This is a genomic window from Amycolatopsis tucumanensis (assembly GCF_021654135.1).
Taxonomy (GTDB): domain Bacteria; phylum Actinomycetota; class Actinomycetes; order Mycobacteriales; family Pseudonocardiaceae; genus Amycolatopsis_E; species Amycolatopsis_E tucumanensis.
This window is the reverse complement of sequence record NZ_JAKGSD010000030.1, coordinates 1-17,199: the sequence shown is the minus strand read 5'-3', so window position 1 is coordinate 17,199 and position 17,199 is coordinate 1. Positions and strand designations below refer to the sequence as shown.

The following is a 17,199-nucleotide window of genomic DNA, read 5'->3' as shown; positions in this document are numbered from 1 at the left end:
CCCGGGCTAAAACACGTGGCCGCCGGGCCCGCTGATCGGCAGACTGGCGGCATGGCCTATGAACTCGCGCAGGTGAACGTCGGCCGCTTGGTCGCCCCGCTGACGTCGCCCCAGCTCAAGGACTTCGTGGACGCGCTCGACCCGATCAACGCCCTCGCCGACGCCGCACCCGGTTTCGTGTGGCGCATGCAGACCGAGGACGGCAACGCGACCGCGATCCGCGCCTTCGAGTGGGACACGGGCACCAGCGCGGGGGTCATCGTCAACATGTCGACCTGGCGTTCGGTCGAGGACCTTGCCGCGTACGTGTACTCGGGGGAGCACCGGGCCGTGCTGAAGCGCCGCCGCGAGTGGTTCGAGCGGATGCCCGAGGCGTTCACCGCGCTGTGGTGGGTGCCCGAGGGGCACCGCCCGGGCACCGCCGAGGCCGAGGACCGGATCCGGCACCTGCGGGCGCACGGGCCGACGCCGTACGCGTTCACCTTCCGCGAAACGTTCCCGCCCGGCGGCGCCGTGCCCGAGCCCGGGCAGGCCGACTGGTTCTGCAAGGCATGAGCATGGCGAAGGTGCTGTCGGTCAACATCGGGTCGAAGCGCGAGGTGCGGGAGGCCGATCTCGGGGTCACCGGGATCGACAAGCGTCCCGTCGACGGGCCGGTGGCGGTGGCCGCGCCCGGCCCGCGCGGGGTCGGCGCGAGCGGCGTGGCCGGTGACGTGATCTGCGACCTGCGCCACCACGGCGGCGACGACCAGGCGGTGTACGCGTACGCGCGGGAGGACCTGGACGTCTGGGCGGCGGAACTGGGCCGCGACCTGCCGCCGGGCGTGTTCGGCGAAAACCTGACCACGGTGGGCGTCGACCTGACCGGGACGCTGATCGGGGAGCGGTGGCGGGTCGGGTCGTCGCTGGTGCTGGAGGTGACGTCGCCGCGCATCCCGTGCCGCACGTTCGCCGGCTGGCTCGGCGAACGCGGCTGGGTGAAGACCTTCACGCAGCGTGCGCTGCCCGGCGCGTACTTCCGGGTGCTGGAGCCGGGCCCGGTTCAGGCCGGCGACGCGGTGACGGTGCTGTCGCGGCCGGACCACGGGGTGACGATCGGGACGGCGTTCCGGGCGTTCACCACGGAGCCCGCGCTGCTGCCCGACCTGGCCGCCGTGGAGGCCCTGCCGGAGTACGACAAGCGCAAGGTACGCCGCGCCCTCGAGCGGCGAGGAGCGTCCGCGGGCTAGGGCGGCCGGTGCCGGGTGGAAGGGTGCCCTCGCGTTTCGGATGAACCGGGGGACGATATGCCACACTGGCCTGCCGAACCGGGCCACCTCGTGTTGCGGGTCGAGCCGTGGACGGTCGAGGACGTGCTCGACTTGCCCGAGGATCGCGGCTGCCGGATCGAGCTGGTCGATGGTGCTCTGCTGGTGAGTCCGGCACCCCGGTCCGGACACCAGCGCCTCCTGCAACGGTTGCTGATCGGATTCCCGCCGGTGCTTCCGGCGGGAACCGAACTGCTGCCGGGGGTGAACGTCCGGTTGGGCGGGCAGCGGTTGCTCATCCCGGACTTCGTCGTCATGAACCGGAGCGGGCACAGCGGCCTGTATTGCCAGGCTCAGGATTTGCTGCTGGCGGCGGAGATCGTCTCGCCGTCGAGCCGGGTGCAGGACCGGGTGCTCAAGCGGCAGCTCTACGCGGAGGCGGGCGTCCCGTTCTACCTCCTCGTCGAGACCGACGGCCCGGCGGTGCTGTTCGAGCTCGCCGACGGCGAGTACCGCGAGAGCGCGCGCAGCGAGGGCGGCAAGCTCACCTTCTCCCAGCCCTTCGCGGCCACCCTCGACCTCACCCGCTGATCCGGGCGTGGCAGGCTGTCCGCATGGCCCGGCCTTCTCCCCTGCAGGTGCGCAGTCTCGTCATCGCCGTGGTGGCGGCTCTCGTGGCGGTCTGGAACGTCACTCAGGGTGGCCCGTGGTACCTCACGGCCATCTTCGGCGTCGGGTGTGTGCTCGCGATCGGGTCGGCCGTCCTCAACCGCGCGGGCTGACCCACGCACTTCACACCGCGCACGTTACGGTGAGCGCGTGAATTCCGCCTCGGCTGTGTTCCTCGCGACGATCCCGAGCCCGGACCGCGGCGTCTGGCACCTGGGACCGATCCCGATCCGCGCCTACGCGCTGTGCATCATCGCCGGCATCATCCTCGCCATCTGGTGGGGCGACCGCCGCTGGGTGCAGCGCGGCGGCACCAAGGGCACGGTGGTCGACATCGCCGTGTGGGCCGTGCCGTTCGGGCTCGTCGGCGGGCGCCTCTACCACGTCATCACCGACTGGTGGCGGTACTTCGGCGAGGGCAAGGACCCAGTCAAGGCGCTCTACATCTGGGACGGCGGCCTCGGCATCTGGGGCGCGATCGCTCTGGGCGCGGTCGGCGCGTGGATCGGCTGCCGCCGCAAGGGCGTGCCGCTGCCCGCGATGGCCGACGCGATCGCCCCCGGCATCATCGCCGCGCAGGCCATCGGCCGCCTCGGCAACTACTTCAACCAGGAGCTCTACGGGGCACACACCACGCTGCCCTGGGGCCTGGAGATCTACCAGCGCTTCGACCCGAACAACCCGACGATCCCCGACCAGGGGCCCAACGGCATCGCCTTTGGGCACATCCCGCTCGCCGACAGCCCGGTGCACCCGACGTTCCTGTACGAGCTGATCTGGAACCTGCTCATCGCGGCGCTGGTCGTCTACGCCGACCGCAAGATGCGCCTCGGCCACGGCCGCGCGTTCGCCCTGTACGTCGCCGGGTACACGCTGGGCCGCTTCTGGATCGAGCTGATGCGCACCGACGACGCCACCCACATCCTCGGCCTGCGGGTCAACACGTGGACGTCGATCCTGGTGTTCGCCGGCGCGATGGTCTACTTCTTCCTCGCCAAGCGGCGGGGGCCGCGCGAGGCGCCGGAAACGTTGCGCAGCAAGGACGACGACACGGCCGACGACACCGACAAGGTCGCCCCGGAACGCGAGTAGTTCTACTCAGGCGCGCGACCGGCCGGGCGCGGCAGACTGGCGATCATGACCGCGCCCGACCCGCTCCGGCCCCGGCCGGGAGTCGCCTTCCTGGGGTTCGCGCTCGCGGCCGGACTGCTGATCGGGGTCGTGGTCGCCCTGGCCCGGGACGCGATCACCGGCTGGCACGCCGGCGAATACACCTACGCGTTCATCGGGGTCACCTTCGGCGCGATCATCGGCGGGTGCCTGTGCCGGCTCGCTCGGCCGCCGTGGCGTTCCCTGGGCAGCGGACTGCTCCTCGGCGGCGCGCTCGGGTTCGCCGCCCTCGTCGCGGCGGGTGTGGTGCTCTACATCGGCCTGACGCAGTGGTCTAGCTGACCAGGCCGCGCCCCGTCACCAGCGGCAGATCCAGCGCCGTCAGCAGCCCGGGCGGCGCCGCGACCACCGCGGGGATCGCGTTCACCAGGCGCATCGCGGTCGCCTTGAGGCCGGCCGTGTTGTGGTCGCCGTCCGTGCCGACCAGCCGCAGGTCCAGCGTGTAGTTCGGCTCGCCGGTCACCTGCACCCGGTAGCAGCCCTGCCCGGACGGCTGCGGCCAGTCCGGCCCCAGGTCCGGCCGCAGCCGCGTCACGTGTTCCAGCACGCACACCGGCCGTCCGCCACGCATGCCGCGCACCTCGAACCGCAGCGCGGCCGCCGTGCCCTCGGCGATGGTGCCGCACGAGATGTCGAACGTCGTCGGCGCGGGAAGCCGTTCGTAGCTCTCCTCGACCGCGTCCAGCTCCACGCCCAGCCCGGCCGCCAGCTGACGCACCACGCTGCCCCACGCCAGCGACAACACGCCGGGCTGCAGCAGCATCGGCTTCTGGTCCAGCGGGCTGCCGAAACCCATGATGTCGAAGACGACCTTGCGGTTGTCGTAGGTCGAGTAGTCCAGGATCTCGAAGCAGCGCACCTCGTCGATCCGCTCGCACACGCCGGTCAGCACCAGCGGCAGCCAGTCGTTGGCGAACCCGGGGTCGACGCCGTTCACCCACAGGGACGCGCCGCCCTCGGCCGCGGCCGCACGCACGGGCGCGGACACCTCCTCGGGCACCACGCCGTCCGGGAACTGCAGGAACACCGGGCTGCTCGACACCACGTTGACGCCCGCCCGCAGGATCCGCTGCAGGTCGGCCAGCGCTTCCATCAGACGGTCGTCCGCCATCGCCGTGTAGACCACGCAGTCCGGCTTCAACGCCAGCAGCGCGTCGGCGTCGGTGGTCGCCTCGACGCCCAGCGTCCGGCCAAGGCCGGCCAGCTCACCGGCGTCGCGGCCGGCCTTGTCCGGGTTCGACACCCAGACGCCGGCCAGTTCCAGCTCCGGATGGGCGTCGATGCCCGCGATCGCGTGCCGCCCCACGTTGCCGGTGCTCCACTGCACCACCCGGTGCGTCACAGGTCCGGCAATCCGAGTTCGAGGTTGGGTGCCTGCAGCCCACCGTCCACTTCCAGCACCTTCCCGGTGACGAACGAGCCGGCAGGGGAGGCCAGGTAGACGATCGCGGCCGCGATGTCCTCGACCTCGCCGAGCCGGCGCAACGGCGTGTCCGCCTCCATCTTCCCCTTGATCTCCGGGTTGTTCACCACCACTTCGAGCGCCGAGGTCGCCACCGACCCGACGGCGATCGCGTTGACCCGGATCCGCGGCGCGAGGTCGTAGGCGGCCAGGCGCGTGTAGTGGGCGAGCGCGGCCTTGGCGGTGCCGTAGGCGGCGAACCCGCGCCCGGCGACACGGCCCATGTTCGACGAGATGTTGACGACCGCGCCGCCGTCGGTCATGAACGGCACGGCCGCGGTGGTGAGGGCGTGCGCGGTGGAGACGTTGAAGCGGAAGGCTTCCTCCAGGAACTCGGGTGTGGTCTCCAGCAGCGGGCGGGGGTAGGTGCCGCCGACGTTGTTGACCACGATGTCCACGCGGCCGAACTCGCCGACCGCGGCCTGCGCGAGCGCGGCGGCCGCGGCGGGATCGCTGAGGTCGGCAGGCACGACGTGCGCGCGCCGCCCGGCGTCGGCCACGCGCGCGGCGACGGCGTCGAGGTCGGTCTTCGTGCGGGAGGAGATCACCACGTCCGCACCGGCTTCGGCCAGCGCCACGGCGGCTCCCGCGCCGATGCCGCGCCCGGCCCCGGTGACCACGGCGACCCTGCCGGTCACGCGGAAACGATCGAGGATCATGCGCCCGACTGTAACAGGTTCTAGTTCTGTGCGGTCAACGTTCACCCCGCGGCCCGGACGTCGAGCCTAGGAGTTCAGGTGACCGCAGGAGTGATGCGCCGTGCGACCCCGTCGCCCCGGTGACCCGTTCCGTCTCCTGGCTGTGGCTGCACCGGCCGACCGGCGTCTACGTCGGCGGAGCACCCGCGGACGCACCTCGCTACAAGGTCGTCCCGTCCGTTCCCGAGGGCCGGCTCGACGAGCAGAAGCGTGCGAGCGTCATCGCCGAGGTCACCGAGGCGATCCTCGACGCGGAGAACGGCGCCTGGCCGCGTGACGCCAGCCGGATCTGGGTGTTCCCCACCGAGATCCCCGAGGGCCACTGGGGCGGCTGGGGCAAGATCAGGCCGCTCGCGACGATCCTCGCCCGGCTCACGGGCGACGACACCAAGCGGGCCCGTGCGCTCGCGCGTGAGCGGCTCGCTGCCACCCGAGCCGAACACGCCCGCCTGCCCTGATGAGCGGCGGACCGGGCAGCTAAGTCACTACGGGGCAAGGGTTTTCCGCGGCGGCGTTAGTTCCGTGCGGGGTGGAAGAACCGGTCGATCCAGGGGCCGAACTCCCGCGTGCAGTCGGCGCGCAGCGCGTCCACGAACGCGTCGATCGCCGAGTCTTTCTCCCCGAGCGGGCGAAGGGCGCCTTGCGCGCCGGTCACGTCGTCGACCACCCGCCAGCGGTCCCCGGGTCAGGGCCGCGTCGGGCGGATCGGCAGTACGGCTAGTTCGCCATGGTCGCCGACGCGGACCTCCGCTGCCGTGCCAGCGCTTCCCCGGGTCAGGGCCGCGCCGGGCGGATCGGTAGCACCGCCAGTTCGCCACGGTCGCCGACGCGGACTTCCGCCGCTGCGCCGTAATGCCGGGCCAGCGTCTCCGTGGTGAGCACCTCCGCGGGCGGCCCGGCGGCGACCGCCCGGCCGTCGTCGAGCAGGAGGAGCTGCTCGGCGTACTGCGCGGCGAACGTCAGGTCGTGCAGCGTCGACACCACGGTGATCCCGTCCTCGTGCCGCAGCCGGTCGATCAGCTCCAGCAACGCCTGCGCGTGCCCGATGTCGAGGCCGGTGGTCGGCTCGTCGAGCAGCAGCAGGCTCGCCCGCTGCGCCAGCACCCGCGCCAGGACCGCCCGCTGGCGTTCGCCGCCGGAGAGCATGTCCATTCGCCTGCCCGCCAGCGCACCCAGATCGAGCCGGGCCAGCACGTCCTCCACAATGGACAGATCGGCCCGACTTTCCCGTGCCAGCAGCCCCAGGTGCGGCGTCCGGCCGAGCAGCACGTAGTCGGTCACCGTCAGGCCGGCTGGCACGGCCGGGTCCTGGGGCGCGTAACCGACCACGCGCGCCAGTTCCTTGCGCGGCAACCCCGACCTGCCGTCGATGAGCACTTCCCCTTGCGGCGGCAGGAGTCCCGCCACCGTTTTGAGCAAAGTGGACTTCCCGGCGCCGTTCGGGCCGACGATCGCCAGCCAGCCGCCGGGCGGCACCTCGACCGACACCCCGTGCACCACCGGGCAATCGCCGTAGCCTGCCCGCACCGAGCGCAACGACAACGCGGTCACGAGAACCTCCTCCGCGACGAGCGCAGGATCCAGGCGAAGAACGGCGCCCCGGTGAACGCGGTGACCACGCCCAGCGGCAGCTCGCCCGGCATGACCGTGCGCGCCAGCTGGTCGGCCAGCACCAGGAACGCCGCGCCGCCGACCAGCGACAGCGGGATCACCACCCGGTAGCTGGCCCCGGCGAGCATCCGCACCACGTGCGGCACCACGATCCCGACGAACCCGATCAGCCCGCTCACCGACACCGCCGCCGCGGTCGCCAGGGACGCCGCCGCCAGCACGACCAGCCGGATCCGGCCTGGCCGCAGCCCCAGCGACGCCGCCTCCGCGTCGCCGAGCGCGAGCACGTCCAGCAGCCGCGCCGACAGGCACAGCACGACCGCGGCGACCGCCACGTACGGCACCGCGATCAGGACCTCCCGCCACCCGCTCACGTTCAGCCCGCCCAGCATCCACGTGTAGACCTGCCGGATCGTCTCCGTGTTCAGCTGCTGCGCGAACGTCTGGATCGCGGTGAGGAACGACGCCACCGCGACCCCGGCCAGCAGCAGCGTGCTCGTGCTGCCGCCGGCCGAGCGGCCGACCAGCCAGCTCAGCCCGACCCCGCCGAGCGCGCCGGCGAACGCGGCCAGCGGCAACGGGCCGACGACCCACCCGCTGACCGCCGGGGCGAACACCACGACGAGCGTGGCCGCCATGCCCGCCCCGGCCGCCGCGCCCAGCAGGTACGGGTCGGCGAGCGGGTTGCGGAACACGCCCTGGAACGTCGCCCCGGACACCGCGAGCGCCGCGCCCACGATCCCGGCGAGCAGGACCCGCGGCACCCGCAGCTGCCACACGATCGCGGCCTCCCGCGCGGACAGCGGCGACTGCCCGCCGGTGACCTGCGCCCAGATCTCGGCGAGCACCCGCTGCCAGCCGAGGTCGCTCGCCCCGACAAGCACGGCGAACAGCAGGACGGCCACGAGCACCACGAGCCCGGCGACCAGGACCGGGGCTCGCAGCCGCGTGCGGGTGTCAGGCACCGGCCTTGGTGATCACGTCGGCGACCGTGCGGACGAGGTCGACGATCCGCGGGCTCCAGCGCGAGGCGATGTCGTCGTCGAGCGCGATCACCTGTCCGCGTTGCACAGCGGTCAACGTGCTCCAGCCCGGCCGGGCGGCGACGGTCTGCGCGTTCTGCCCGCAGCACTTGCTGTCCGCGAGGAAGATCAGGTCCGGGTTGGACTGCAGGATGCGTTCGGCCGACAGCTGCGGGTAGCCGCCGGAGGCGTTCGGATCGGTCCCGTCGGCGATGTTGGTGAGGCCGAACCGGGTGAGGACCTGCCCGGCGAAGGTAGCCGACGTCACGCTGTAGAACGTCTGGTCCAGCTCCCAGTAGTAGGTCAGCGACCGCTTCGGGGTGTCCGCGACGATCTTGTCGATGTCGTCGCGGGTCTGCCGGGCCAGGCTCTCGCCCTCGGCCTGGTGCCCGGTCGCCTTGCCCAGCACCTCGAACTGCGCGTAGGCGTCGTCGAGCGTCTTCGCGTCGGGCATCACGAGGGTCTTGGTGCCGGTCCTGGCCAGCGCGTCGGCGAGGCCGGTGGTGTCGGCGTAGACCACGACGAGGTCGGGCCGGTAGGCGGCGATCGCCTCCGGATCCGGGCTGAGGCCGGACAACTGGGTCCGCGGCGCCTGCTCCGGGAAGTTCGACGCCGAGTCGACGGCGACCACCTGCGGTCCCGCGCCGAGCGCGAACAACGTCTCGGTGGCGGCGGGCGACAACGACACGATCCGCTGCGGCTGCCGGTCGAGCGTCACCGCCGGTGCGCCGGGCGCGGCGACCGTGACCGGGAAGGCGCCCTGCGTTTCGGGCGGGGCGGTCGAATCCTCGGACGGCCGGGTGGCGCACCCGGCGAGTACGAGTAGAACGGCGAACAACGGTGCGATACGACGGAACACGGGAAGACCTCGGTTTCCGGCCGGCGTCCCGGGGCCCCGTCCCGCACCCAGGCGTAACGGACGCCGCACCCCTGAGCCGGAGGCGAAAGGCGTCGGCGCGGCGGCAGGCGACCTGGCTCGACCGGGTGAGCACGGAGCGCACCCGAGTCATCACAGTTGCGGCACAGCACCGGGTTCCCACCGGTTTCGCGGCCGCCGCGTCACTGGTCGGCAAGCCGCTGACCAGCGTGAGGAACGCTACCACCGGCGAATCTGGCCGCCGGGCGGGATCCTCGCGTAATCTTGATGGGATCGCGCGACGCGTATGCTCGGTAAGCAGAACCGAACCAGCCCATCAAGAACGACGTCGTTCCTCGCAGCCAGATCGTTACCGATCGGATGAGAAAATCCACACTCCGAGAGGGTGCCGTCATGTTTCCTGGGTGTTAAGGTCGCGCTAATCCAAGGGCCATCGTCGTCCCTGCAGCAGTACCGGGGGAACTTTCCGAACTGAGCATTGAGACGACGAAGGAGGTCCCCGCATGATCTTCTCCGCCAACCCGGGCAAGCAGGGCCTGTACGACCCTGCCATGGAGCAGGATTCCTGCGGTGTGGCGATGGTGGCCGACATTCAGGGCCGGCGCACGCACGCCATCGTCACGGACGGGCTGACGGCGCTGATCAACCTGGACCACCGGGGCGCCGCGGGCGCCGAACCGACTTCCGGCGACGGCGCCGGGATCCTCGTGCAGCTGCCCGACCAGCTGCTCCGCGAGGAAGCCGGCTTCGAGCTGCCCGAACCCGACGCGCAGGGCCACCACCGCTACGCGGCCGGCATCGCGTTCCTGCCCGCCGAGGAGGAGGCGCGCGGCAAGGCCGTGGCGCTGATCGAGCGCCTCGCCGATGAGGAGAGCCTCGAGGTGCTGGGCTGGCGCGAGGTCCCGGTCGACGCCGACGGGGCGGACATCGGCCCTACCGCGCGTTCGGTGATGCCGCACTTCGCCATGCTGTTCGTGGCGGGCAGGCCGGACGCCGAGGGCGCGCGGCCCTCGGGCTTGGACCTGGACCGGCTCACCTTCTGCCTGCGCAAGCGCGTCGAGCACGAGAGCGTCGTGGCCGAGTGCGGCACGTACTTCCCGTCGCTGTCCTCGCGCACGATGGTCTACAAGGGAATGCTCACGCCCGAGCAGTTGCCCGCGTTCTTCGGCGACCTGCGCGACCCGCGGCTCACCAGCGCGATCGCGCTGGTGCACAGCCGCTTTTCCACCAACACGTTCCCGTCGTGGCCGCTGGCGCACCCGTTCCGGTTCGTCGCGCACAACGGTGAGATCAACACGATCCGCGGCAACCGCAACCGCATGCGGGCCCGCGAGGCGCTGCTCGAATCGGGCCTGATCCCGGGCGACCTGACCCGGCTGTACCCGATCTGCTCGCCGGAGGCGTCGGACTCGGCGTCCTTCGACGAGGTGCTCGAACTGCTGCACCTGGGCGGTCGCAGCCTGCCGCACGCCGTGCTGATGATGATTCCGGAGGCGTGGGAGAACCACGCGACCATGGACGCGCAGCGCCGCGCGTTCTACCAGTTCCACGCCAGCCTGATGGAGCCGTGGGACGGCCCCGCGTGCGTCACCTTCACCGACGGCACGCTCGTCGGCGCGGTGCTGGACCGCAACGGCCTGCGCCCGTGCCGCTGGTGGCGCACCGCCGACGACCGCGTCGTGCTGGCCAGCGAGGCCGGCGTCCTGGACGTGCCGCCGGACCAGGTGGTCGCGAAGGGCCGCCTCAAGCCGGGCCGCATGTTCCTGGTGGACACCGAGGCAGGCCGCATCGTCGCCGACGACGAGGTCAAGTCGGAGCTGGCGAAGCAGCACCCGTACGAGGAGTGGCTGCACGCCGGCCTGCTGCAGCTGGCCGACCTGCAGGACCGCGACCACGTCACGCAGAGCCACGACTCGGTGCTGCGCCGCCAGCTCGCCTTCGGCTACTCCGAGGAGGAGCTGAAGATCCTGCTCGCGCCGATGGCCGAGAAGGGCGCCGAGCCGCTGGGCTCGATGGGCACCGACACCCCGCCCGCCGTGCTGTCCAAGCGCTCGCGGCAGCTCTACGACTACTTCAAACAGGCCTTCGCCCAGGTGACCAACCCGCCGCTGGACGCGATCCGCGAGGAGCTGGTCACGTCGATGAGCCGGATCATGGGTCCCGAGCGCAACCTGCTCGACCCTGGCCCGGCCTCGTGCCGGCACATCCAGCTGCCGTACCCGGTCATCGACAACGACGAGCTGGCCAAGCTCATCCACATCAACGACGACGGCGACCTGCCCGGCTTCGCCTGCACCGTCCTGTCCGGACTGTTCGAAGTGGACGGCGGCGGCAAGGCGCTGGCGGAGGCGATCGAGCGGGTGCGCCGCGAGGCGTCCGAGGCGATCGCGGCGGGCGCGCGCACGCTCGTGCTGTCCGACCGGGACTCCGACCACAAGATGGCGCCGATCCCGTCGCTGCTGCTGGTTTCCGCGGTGCACCACCACCTGGTGCGCACCAAGGAGCGGCTGCGCGTCGCGCTCGTCGTCGAGACCGGTGACGCCCGCGAGGTGCACCACATCGCGCTGCTGCTCGGTTACGGCGCGGCCGCGGTGAACCCGTACCTGGCCTTCGAGACGATCGAGGACATGATCGCGCAGGGCGCGATCACCGGCATCGAGCCGCGCAAGGCCGTGCGCAACTACGTCAACGCGCTCGTCAAGGGCGTCCTGAAGATCATGTCCAAGATGGGCATCTCGACGGTCGGCGCCTACACCGCGGCGCAGGTGTTCGAGTCCTTCGGGCTGTCGCAGGAACTGCTCGACGAGTACTTCACCGGCACGGTGTCCAAGCTCGGCGGCGTCGGTCTCGACGTGCTCGCCGAGGAGGTCGCCGTCCGGCACCGCCGGGCGTACCCGGACAACCCCACCGACCGCGTGCACCGCCGCCTGGACAGCGGCGGCGAGTACGCCTACCGCCGCGAGGGCGAGCTGCACCTGTTCACCCCGGAGACCGTGTTCCTGCTGCAGCACGCCAGCAAGACGCGCCGCGACGAGGTGTACCGGAAGTACACGGAAGAGGTGCACCGCCTGTCCCGCGAGGGCGGCGCGCTGCGCGGGTTGTTCAAGTTCCGCAAGGAAGGCCGCGCCCCGGTGCCGATCGACGAGGTCGAGTCGGTCGAGTCGATCTGCAAGCGGTTCAACACCGGCGCGATGTCCTACGGTTCGATCTCGGCCGAGGCGCACCAGACGCTCGCGATCGCGATGAACCGCATCGGCGGCCGCTCCAACACCGGTGAGGGCGGCGAGGACCCGGAGCGGCTCTACGACCCCGAGCGGCGCAGCGCGATCAAGCAGGTCGCCAGCGGCCGCTTCGGCGTGACGAGCGAGTACCTGGTCAACGCCGACGACATCCAGATCAAGATGGCGCAGGGCGCCAAGCCCGGCGAGGGCGGCCAGCTGCCGCCGAACAAGGTGTACCCGTGGATCGCGCGCACCCGGCACTCCACGCCGGGCGTCGGCCTCATCTCGCCGCCGCCGCACCACGACATCTACTCGATCGAGGACCTGGCCCAGCTGATCCACGACCTGAAGAACGCCAACGAGCAGGCCCGCATCCACGTGAAGCTGGTCAGCTCGCTCGGCGTCGGCACGGTCGCGGCCGGCGTGTCCAAGGCGCACGCGGACGTCGTGCTGATCTCCGGCCACGACGGCGGCACCGGCGCCTCGCCGCTGAACTCGCTCAAGCACGCGGGCACGCCGTGGGAGATCGGCCTTGCCGAGACCCAGCAGACCCTGATGCTGAACGGGCTGCGCGACCGCATCACCGTGCAGGTCGACGGCGCGATGAAGACCGGCCGCGACGTCGTGGTCGCCGCGCTGCTCGGCGCCGAGGAGTACGGCTTCGCGACCGCGCCGCTGATCGTGGCCGGCTGCATCATGATGCGCGTCTGCCACCTCGACACCTGCCCCGTCGGTGTCGCCACGCAGAGCCCGGAGCTGCGCAAGCGCTACACCGGGCAGGCCGAGCACGTGGTGAACTACTTCCGGTTCGTCGCGCAGGAGGTCCGGGAACTGCTGGCGGAGCTGGGTTTCCGCACCCTGGACGAGGCGATCGGCCGTGCCGACGTGCTGGACACCGACGACGCCGTCGACCACTGGAAGGCCAGCGGCCTGGACCTGTCGCCGATCTTCCAGATGCCGACCGACACCCCGTACGGCGGCGCCCGGCGCAAGATCCGCGAGCAGGACCACGGCCTCGAGCACGCTCTGGACCGCACGCTGATCCAGTTGTCCGAGGCGGCGCTGGAGGACGCGCACCCGGTCCGGCTGGAACTGCCGGTGCGCAACGTCAACCGCACCGTCGGCACACTGCTGGGCTCGGAGATCACCCGCCGCTACGGCGGGGAGGGCCTGCCCGACGGCACGATCCACATCCGGCTCACCGGGTCGGCGGGGCAGTCGCTGGGCGCGTTCCTGCCGCGCGGCGTCACGCTGGAGATGGTGGGCGACGCCAACGACTACGTCGGCAAGGGCCTGTCCGGCGGCCGCATCATCGTGCGGCCGCACCCGGACGCGACGTTCGCCGCCGAACGTCAGGTCATCGCCGGCAACACGCTGGCCTACGGCGCCACCGCGGGGGAGATGTTCCTGCGCGGGCACGTGGGCGAGCGGTTCTGCGTACGCAACTCGGGCGCCACCGTCGTCGCCGAGGGCGTGGGCGACCACGCCTTCGAATACATGACCGGTGGCCGTGCCGTGGTGCTCGGACCGACCGGCCGCAACCTCGCCGCGGGCATGTCCGGCGGTATCGGCTACGTCCTCGACCTCGACGAGGGCAGCGTCAACCGCGAGATGGTCGAGCTGCTCCCGCTCGAGCCCGAGGATCTGAACTGGTTGAAGGACATCGTGACCCGTCACCACGAACTCACCCGCTCGGCGGTCGCCGCCTCGCTGCTCGGCGACTGGCCGCGCCGGTCGGCGAGCTTCACGAAGGTCATGCCGCGCGACTACAAGCGCGTGCTGGAGGCGACCAAGGCCGCGAAGGCCGCGGGCCGCGACGTCGACGAGGCGATCATGGAGGTGGCGTCTCGTGGCTGACCCCAAGGGCTTCCTGAAGTACGAGCGGGTCGAGCCGCCCAAGCGCCCCAAGGAGCACCGCGCCGAGGACTGGCGCGAGGTCTACGTCGACCTCGAACCGGCCGAGCGCGACCAGCAGGTGCGCACCCAGGCCACCCGCTGCATGGACTGCGGCATCCCGTTCTGCCACTCGGCCGGTTCCGGCTGCCCGCTGGGCAACCTGATCCCGGAGTGGAACGACCTGGTGCGCCGCGGTGACTGGACCGCGGCCAGCGACCGGCTGCACGCCACCAACAACTTCCCGGAGTTCACCGGGAAGCTGTGCCCGGCGCCGTGCGAGGCGGGCTGCACGCTGTCCATCTCGCCGCTGTCCGGCGGCCCGGTCGCGATCAAGCGCGTCGAGGCGACGATCGCGGAGAAGTCGTGGGAGCTTGGCCTGGCCCAGCCGCAGGTCGCCGAGGTGGCCAGCGGTCAGCGCGTCGCCGTGGTCGGGTCCGGCCCGGCCGGTCTCGCCGCCGCCCAGCAGCTCACCCGCGCCGGGCACGACGTGACCGTCTTCGAGCGGGACGACCGGCTCGGCGGGCTGCTCCGCTACGGCATCCCCGAGTTCAAGATGGAGAAGAAGCACCTCGACAAGCGCCTGGCCCAGCTCAAGAAGGAGGGCACGCAGTTCGTCACGGGCTGCGAGGTGGGCGTCGACATCACCGTCGAGGAGCTGCGGGCCCGCTACGACGCGGTCGTGCTCGCCGTCGGCGCGCTGCGCGGCCGTGACGACACCACCACGCCCGGCCGGGAGCTCAAGGGCATCCACCTGGCGATGGAGCACCTGGTGCCGGCCAACAAGCAGTGCGAGGGCGACGGCCCGTCGCCGGTCCACGCGCACGGCAAGCACGTGGTGATCATCGGCGGCGGTGACACCGGCGCCGACTCCTACGGCACCGCGATCCGCCAGGGCGCGGCCTCGGTGGTCCAGCTGGACCAGTACCCGATGCCGCCGACGACCCGCGACGACGAGCGGTCGCCGTGGCCGACGTGGCCGTACGTGCTGCGCACCTACCCGGCGCACGAGGAGGGCGGCGAGCGGAAGTTCGGTGTCGCCGTGCGGCGGTTCGTGGGCGACGAGAACGGGCACGTCCGCGCGATCGAGCTGCAGCAGGTCAAGGTCGTCAAGGACCCGGAGACCGGGCGCCGCGAGGTGCTGCCGGTGTCGGACGAGATCGAGGAGATCCCGGCCGACCTGGTGCTGTTCGCCATCGGGTTCGAGGGCGTGGAGCACATGCGGCTGCTCGACGACCTGGGCATCCGGCTGACCCGGCGCGGCACCATCTCGTGCGGCCCGGACTGGCAGACCGAGGCCCCGGGCGTGTTCGTCTGCGGTGACGCCCACCGCGGCGCGTCGCTGGTCGTGTGGGCGATCGCGGAGGGCCGCTCGGTGGCCAACGCCGTCGACGCCTACCTGACCGGGGCGTCGGACCTGCCGGCCCCGGTGCATCCGACGGCTCTGCCGCTCGCTGTGGTGTAACTCTCCGGGTAACGCAACCAAATAACGCGCATCGGCCGTTCGGGCTCACCCTGGGCCCGAACGGCCGATTGTTCACCCCGTCGCGCCCGCCTAACTTTCGGTGACAACGGATCGACCGGCAGACGGGTGGCGTCATGAAGCGAACAGGTATCCGGGCACTGGTTCTCGCGGCGGTCGCCGCGGTCACCACGGCCGTGTTCAACGCGCCGGCCACGGCGGCGCCCGGCCCGGCGGTCCACGTCCACGGCGCCGGTGCCGCGGAGTACTGGACGCCGGAGAAGATGCGCTCCGCCAAGCCGCTCGACGGCCTGGTGACCGCCGCCCGCGACCTCGGCGCCGACGTCCGCGCCGCGGTGCCGCGCCTGCTCCCGTCGCGGACCTCGAAGGTCAGCACCGGCGACCCGTGGGCCGGCGGCGGCGCGGTCACGCGCACCGCGGGCCGGGTGTTCTTCACCTTCAACGGTTCCCCGGCCTCGTGCAGCGGCGACGCGGTCACCAGCGCCAACCGCAGCGTCGTCATCACCGCCGGGCACTGCGTGAAGTTCGAGGGCAGCTGGCACACCAACTGGGTCTTCGTGCCGGGCTACGACAACGGCAACGCCCCGTACGGCGAGTGGGCCGCCACCACGACCCTCACCACGCCGCAGTGGCAGGCGAACGAGGACCTCAACTACGACGTCGGCGCCGCCGTGGTGGCCCCGCTCAACGGCCAGTACCTGACGGATGTCGTCGGCTCGCAGGGCATCGCGTTCAACCAGCCGCGCGGCCAGGCGATGCACAGCTTCGGCTACCCCGCCGAGCCGCCGTACGACGGCAGCGAACTGACCTACTGCGCCGGCCGGACCTTCAACGACACGTTCGGCAGCAACGACCTCGGAATGCGCTGCGACATGACCGGCGGTTCCAGCGGCGGCCCGTGGTTCCTCAGCTTCGACGAGGCGACCGGGACCGGCATCCAGAACTCGGTGAACAGCTTCGGTTACACCTTCCTGCCCGGCGTGATGTTCGGCCCGTACTTCGGCGCGGACGCGGAGGCGCTCTACAACGCGGCGGCTGCGCGGTAGTTCATATTCGGTTGCCGCGGCCCGGCCCGGTCGGATAGGAAGCCCGCATGCTGAAGGGCGAGAAGGTCGGGCTGCGGGCCCGGTACGAGGAGGACATCCCGATCCTGCGGACCGAGCTCTACGACGACGTGGAGGGCGGTTCCCGGGCGGAAAGCCGGCCGTGGCGGCCGATCTCGCCGAGCTCGAAGGACCGGCGGCTGCACGTCGACGACAGCGTGGCGGAACACGTCCCGTTCTCGATCGTGGAGCTGGCGGGCGACACGCTGATCGGCACCGCGAACCTGTGGGGCATCGACACGCACAACCGCACCGCGCACATCGGGCTGGGACTGCTGCCGTCCGCGCGCGGCAAGGGTTACGGCAGCGACGTGGTCGCGGTGCTGTGCCACTACGGCTTCGTGGTGCGCGGCCTGCAGCGGCTGCAGATCGAGACGCTGGCGGACAACTACGCGATGCTGCGCGCGGCGGAGCGCAACGGCTTCGTGCGGGAGGGCGTGCTGCGCAAGTCGGCCTGGGTGATGGGCGAGTTCCTCGATGAGGTGCTGCTCGGGCTCCTGGCTCATGAGTGGAAAGCGATGTCCTAGGGCCTGTCCTCAAAGCCAGATGAGCAGTGTGGCCAGGTCGATCATGCTCCGGTAGGAGGTGGCGGTCTTGCCCGGGCCTGGCTGGTGGAACTCGATGCCTGCCATGACCTGCGTGAACATGACGCAGTCGTTGACGTTGCCGCCGGTCAACAGGGTCGACAAAGGGCCGTCCGTGGCCGTCGCAGGCGAGGTGGATCTTGGTGGTTGGTCCGCCGC

The 17,199-nt window shown here is 71.5% G+C and carries 17 protein-coding genes and 1 pseudogene; 11 read left to right on the top strand and 7 right to left on the bottom strand.

The features are described 5' to 3' along the window. Positions 1 to 51 precede the first annotated feature (51 nt). Genes L2C96_RS26320 through L2C96_RS26295 form a run of 6 tightly spaced genes read left to right on the top strand, consistent with a single transcriptional unit; the run spans position 52 to position 3,368 of the window. Entirely contained in the window at positions 52 to 555 is a 504-nt protein-coding gene (locus L2C96_RS26320; RefSeq protein WP_237338164.1) for a DUF3291 domain-containing protein, read from the top strand. Beyond that, positions 552 to 1,229 carry an MOSC domain-containing protein gene (locus tag L2C96_RS26315; protein WP_020419679.1) on the top strand — a complete coding sequence of 226 codons (678 nt, stop codon included), beginning with the start codon at positions 552 to 554 and terminating at the stop codon, positions 1,227 to 1,229. Before L2C96_RS26320 ends, L2C96_RS26315 begins: the two co-directional genes overlap by 4 nt. Positions 1,230 to 1,286: 57 nt before the next feature. Further along, on the top strand, positions 1,287 to 1,838 hold the full coding sequence (locus L2C96_RS26310) for a Uma2 family endonuclease (protein ID WP_039791676.1): 552 nt from the start codon (positions 1,287 to 1,289) through the stop codon (positions 1,836 to 1,838). 23 nt (positions 1,839 to 1,861) lie between these two features. Next, complete coding sequence (locus tag L2C96_RS26305) at positions 1,862 to 2,029, top strand: hypothetical protein (protein ID WP_020419677.1); 168 nt, start codon at positions 1,862 to 1,864, stop codon at positions 2,027 to 2,029. A 37-nt stretch (positions 2,030 to 2,066) separates the two neighbouring features. Then, positions 2,067 to 3,008: a prolipoprotein diacylglyceryl transferase gene (lgt, locus tag L2C96_RS26300; RefSeq protein ID WP_237338163.1), complete on the top strand. Its 942-nt coding sequence runs from the start codon at positions 2,067 to 2,069 to the stop codon at positions 3,006 to 3,008. A 45-nt stretch (positions 3,009 to 3,053) separates the two neighbouring features. Next, a complete protein-coding gene (locus L2C96_RS26295; protein ID WP_237338162.1) occupies positions 3,054 to 3,368 on the top strand; it encodes a hypothetical protein in 315 nt (104 codons plus the stop codon). Here L2C96_RS26295 and L2C96_RS26290 read toward each other — a convergent pair. Then, a complete protein-coding gene (locus tag L2C96_RS26290) occupies positions 3,361 to 4,428 on the bottom strand; it encodes an NAD(P)H-dependent amine dehydrogenase family protein (RefSeq protein WP_237338161.1) in 1,068 nt (355 codons plus the stop codon). The two genes, L2C96_RS26295 and L2C96_RS26290, sit on opposite strands and share 8 nt — an antisense overlap. Next, on the bottom strand, positions 4,425 to 5,207 hold the full coding sequence (locus tag L2C96_RS26285) for an SDR family oxidoreductase (protein WP_020419673.1): 783 nt from the start codon (positions 5,205 to 5,207) through the stop codon (positions 4,425 to 4,427). The genes L2C96_RS26290 and L2C96_RS26285 overlap by 4 nt, the downstream gene beginning before the upstream one ends. Before the next feature lie 119 nt (positions 5,208 to 5,326). Between L2C96_RS26285 and L2C96_RS26280 the strand changes: the two genes are divergently transcribed. Continuing rightward, positions 5,327 to 5,704, top strand: a complete 378-nt coding sequence (locus L2C96_RS26280; protein ID WP_237338160.1) for a tautomerase family protein — start codon at positions 5,327 to 5,329, stop codon at positions 5,702 to 5,704. A 56-nt stretch (positions 5,705 to 5,760) separates the two neighbouring features. Here the strand turns inward: L2C96_RS26280 and L2C96_RS26275 are convergent, their stop codons facing one another. The 4 genes from L2C96_RS26275 to L2C96_RS26260 all read right to left on the bottom strand — a co-directional run bounded on the left by L2C96_RS26275 (position 5,761) and on the right by L2C96_RS26260 (position 8,738). Further along, on the bottom strand, positions 5,761 to 5,913 hold the full coding sequence (locus L2C96_RS26275) for a hypothetical protein (RefSeq protein WP_237338159.1): 153 nt from the start codon (positions 5,911 to 5,913) through the stop codon (positions 5,761 to 5,763). Positions 5,914 to 6,020: 107 nt separating this feature from the next. Then, the gene (locus L2C96_RS26270) at positions 6,021 to 6,797 is read right to left on the bottom strand and encodes an ABC transporter ATP-binding protein (RefSeq protein ID WP_237338158.1); all 777 of its coding nucleotides are present in this window, start codon (positions 6,795 to 6,797) and stop codon (positions 6,021 to 6,023) included. Further along, positions 6,794 to 7,822 (bottom strand): FecCD family ABC transporter permease, encoded by a 1,029-nt coding sequence (locus L2C96_RS26265; RefSeq protein WP_020419670.1) that lies wholly within the window; start codon positions 7,820 to 7,822, stop codon positions 6,794 to 6,796. Before L2C96_RS26265 ends, L2C96_RS26270 begins: the two co-directional genes overlap by 4 nt. Further along, positions 7,815 to 8,738, bottom strand: coding sequence for an ABC transporter substrate-binding protein (locus L2C96_RS26260; protein WP_372491271.1), 924 nt, complete (start codon positions 8,736 to 8,738; stop codon positions 7,815 to 7,817). Before L2C96_RS26260 ends, L2C96_RS26265 begins: the two co-directional genes overlap by 8 nt. A 521-nt stretch (positions 8,739 to 9,259) precedes the next feature. Between L2C96_RS26260 and gltB the strand changes: the two genes are divergently transcribed. The 4 genes from gltB (at position 9,260) to L2C96_RS26240 (ending at position 16,983) form a co-directional block, all read left to right on the top strand. Further along, the gene (gene gltB, locus L2C96_RS26255) at positions 9,260 to 13,834 is read left to right on the top strand and encodes a glutamate synthase large subunit (RefSeq protein ID WP_237338157.1); all 4,575 of its coding nucleotides are present in this window, start codon (positions 9,260 to 9,262) and stop codon (positions 13,832 to 13,834) included. Next, complete coding sequence (locus L2C96_RS26250) at positions 13,827 to 15,335, top strand: glutamate synthase subunit beta (protein ID WP_020419667.1); 1,509 nt, start codon at positions 13,827 to 13,829, stop codon at positions 15,333 to 15,335. The genes gltB and L2C96_RS26250 overlap by 8 nt, the downstream gene beginning before the upstream one ends. 134 nt (positions 15,336 to 15,469) lie before the next feature. After that, positions 15,470 to 16,399, top strand: coding sequence for a trypsin-like serine peptidase (locus L2C96_RS26245; RefSeq protein WP_237338156.1), 930 nt, complete (start codon positions 15,470 to 15,472; stop codon positions 16,397 to 16,399). Positions 16,400 to 16,446: 47 nt separating this feature from the next. Then, positions 16,447 to 16,983 (top strand): GNAT family N-acetyltransferase, encoded by a 537-nt coding sequence (locus L2C96_RS26240; RefSeq protein WP_020419665.1) that lies wholly within the window; start codon positions 16,447 to 16,449, stop codon positions 16,981 to 16,983. Between the two features lie 57 nt (positions 16,984 to 17,040). Here the strand turns inward: L2C96_RS26240 and L2C96_RS26235 are convergent. After that, positions 17,041 to 17,199, bottom strand: a pseudogene (locus tag L2C96_RS26235) (transposase); the annotation flags it as partial.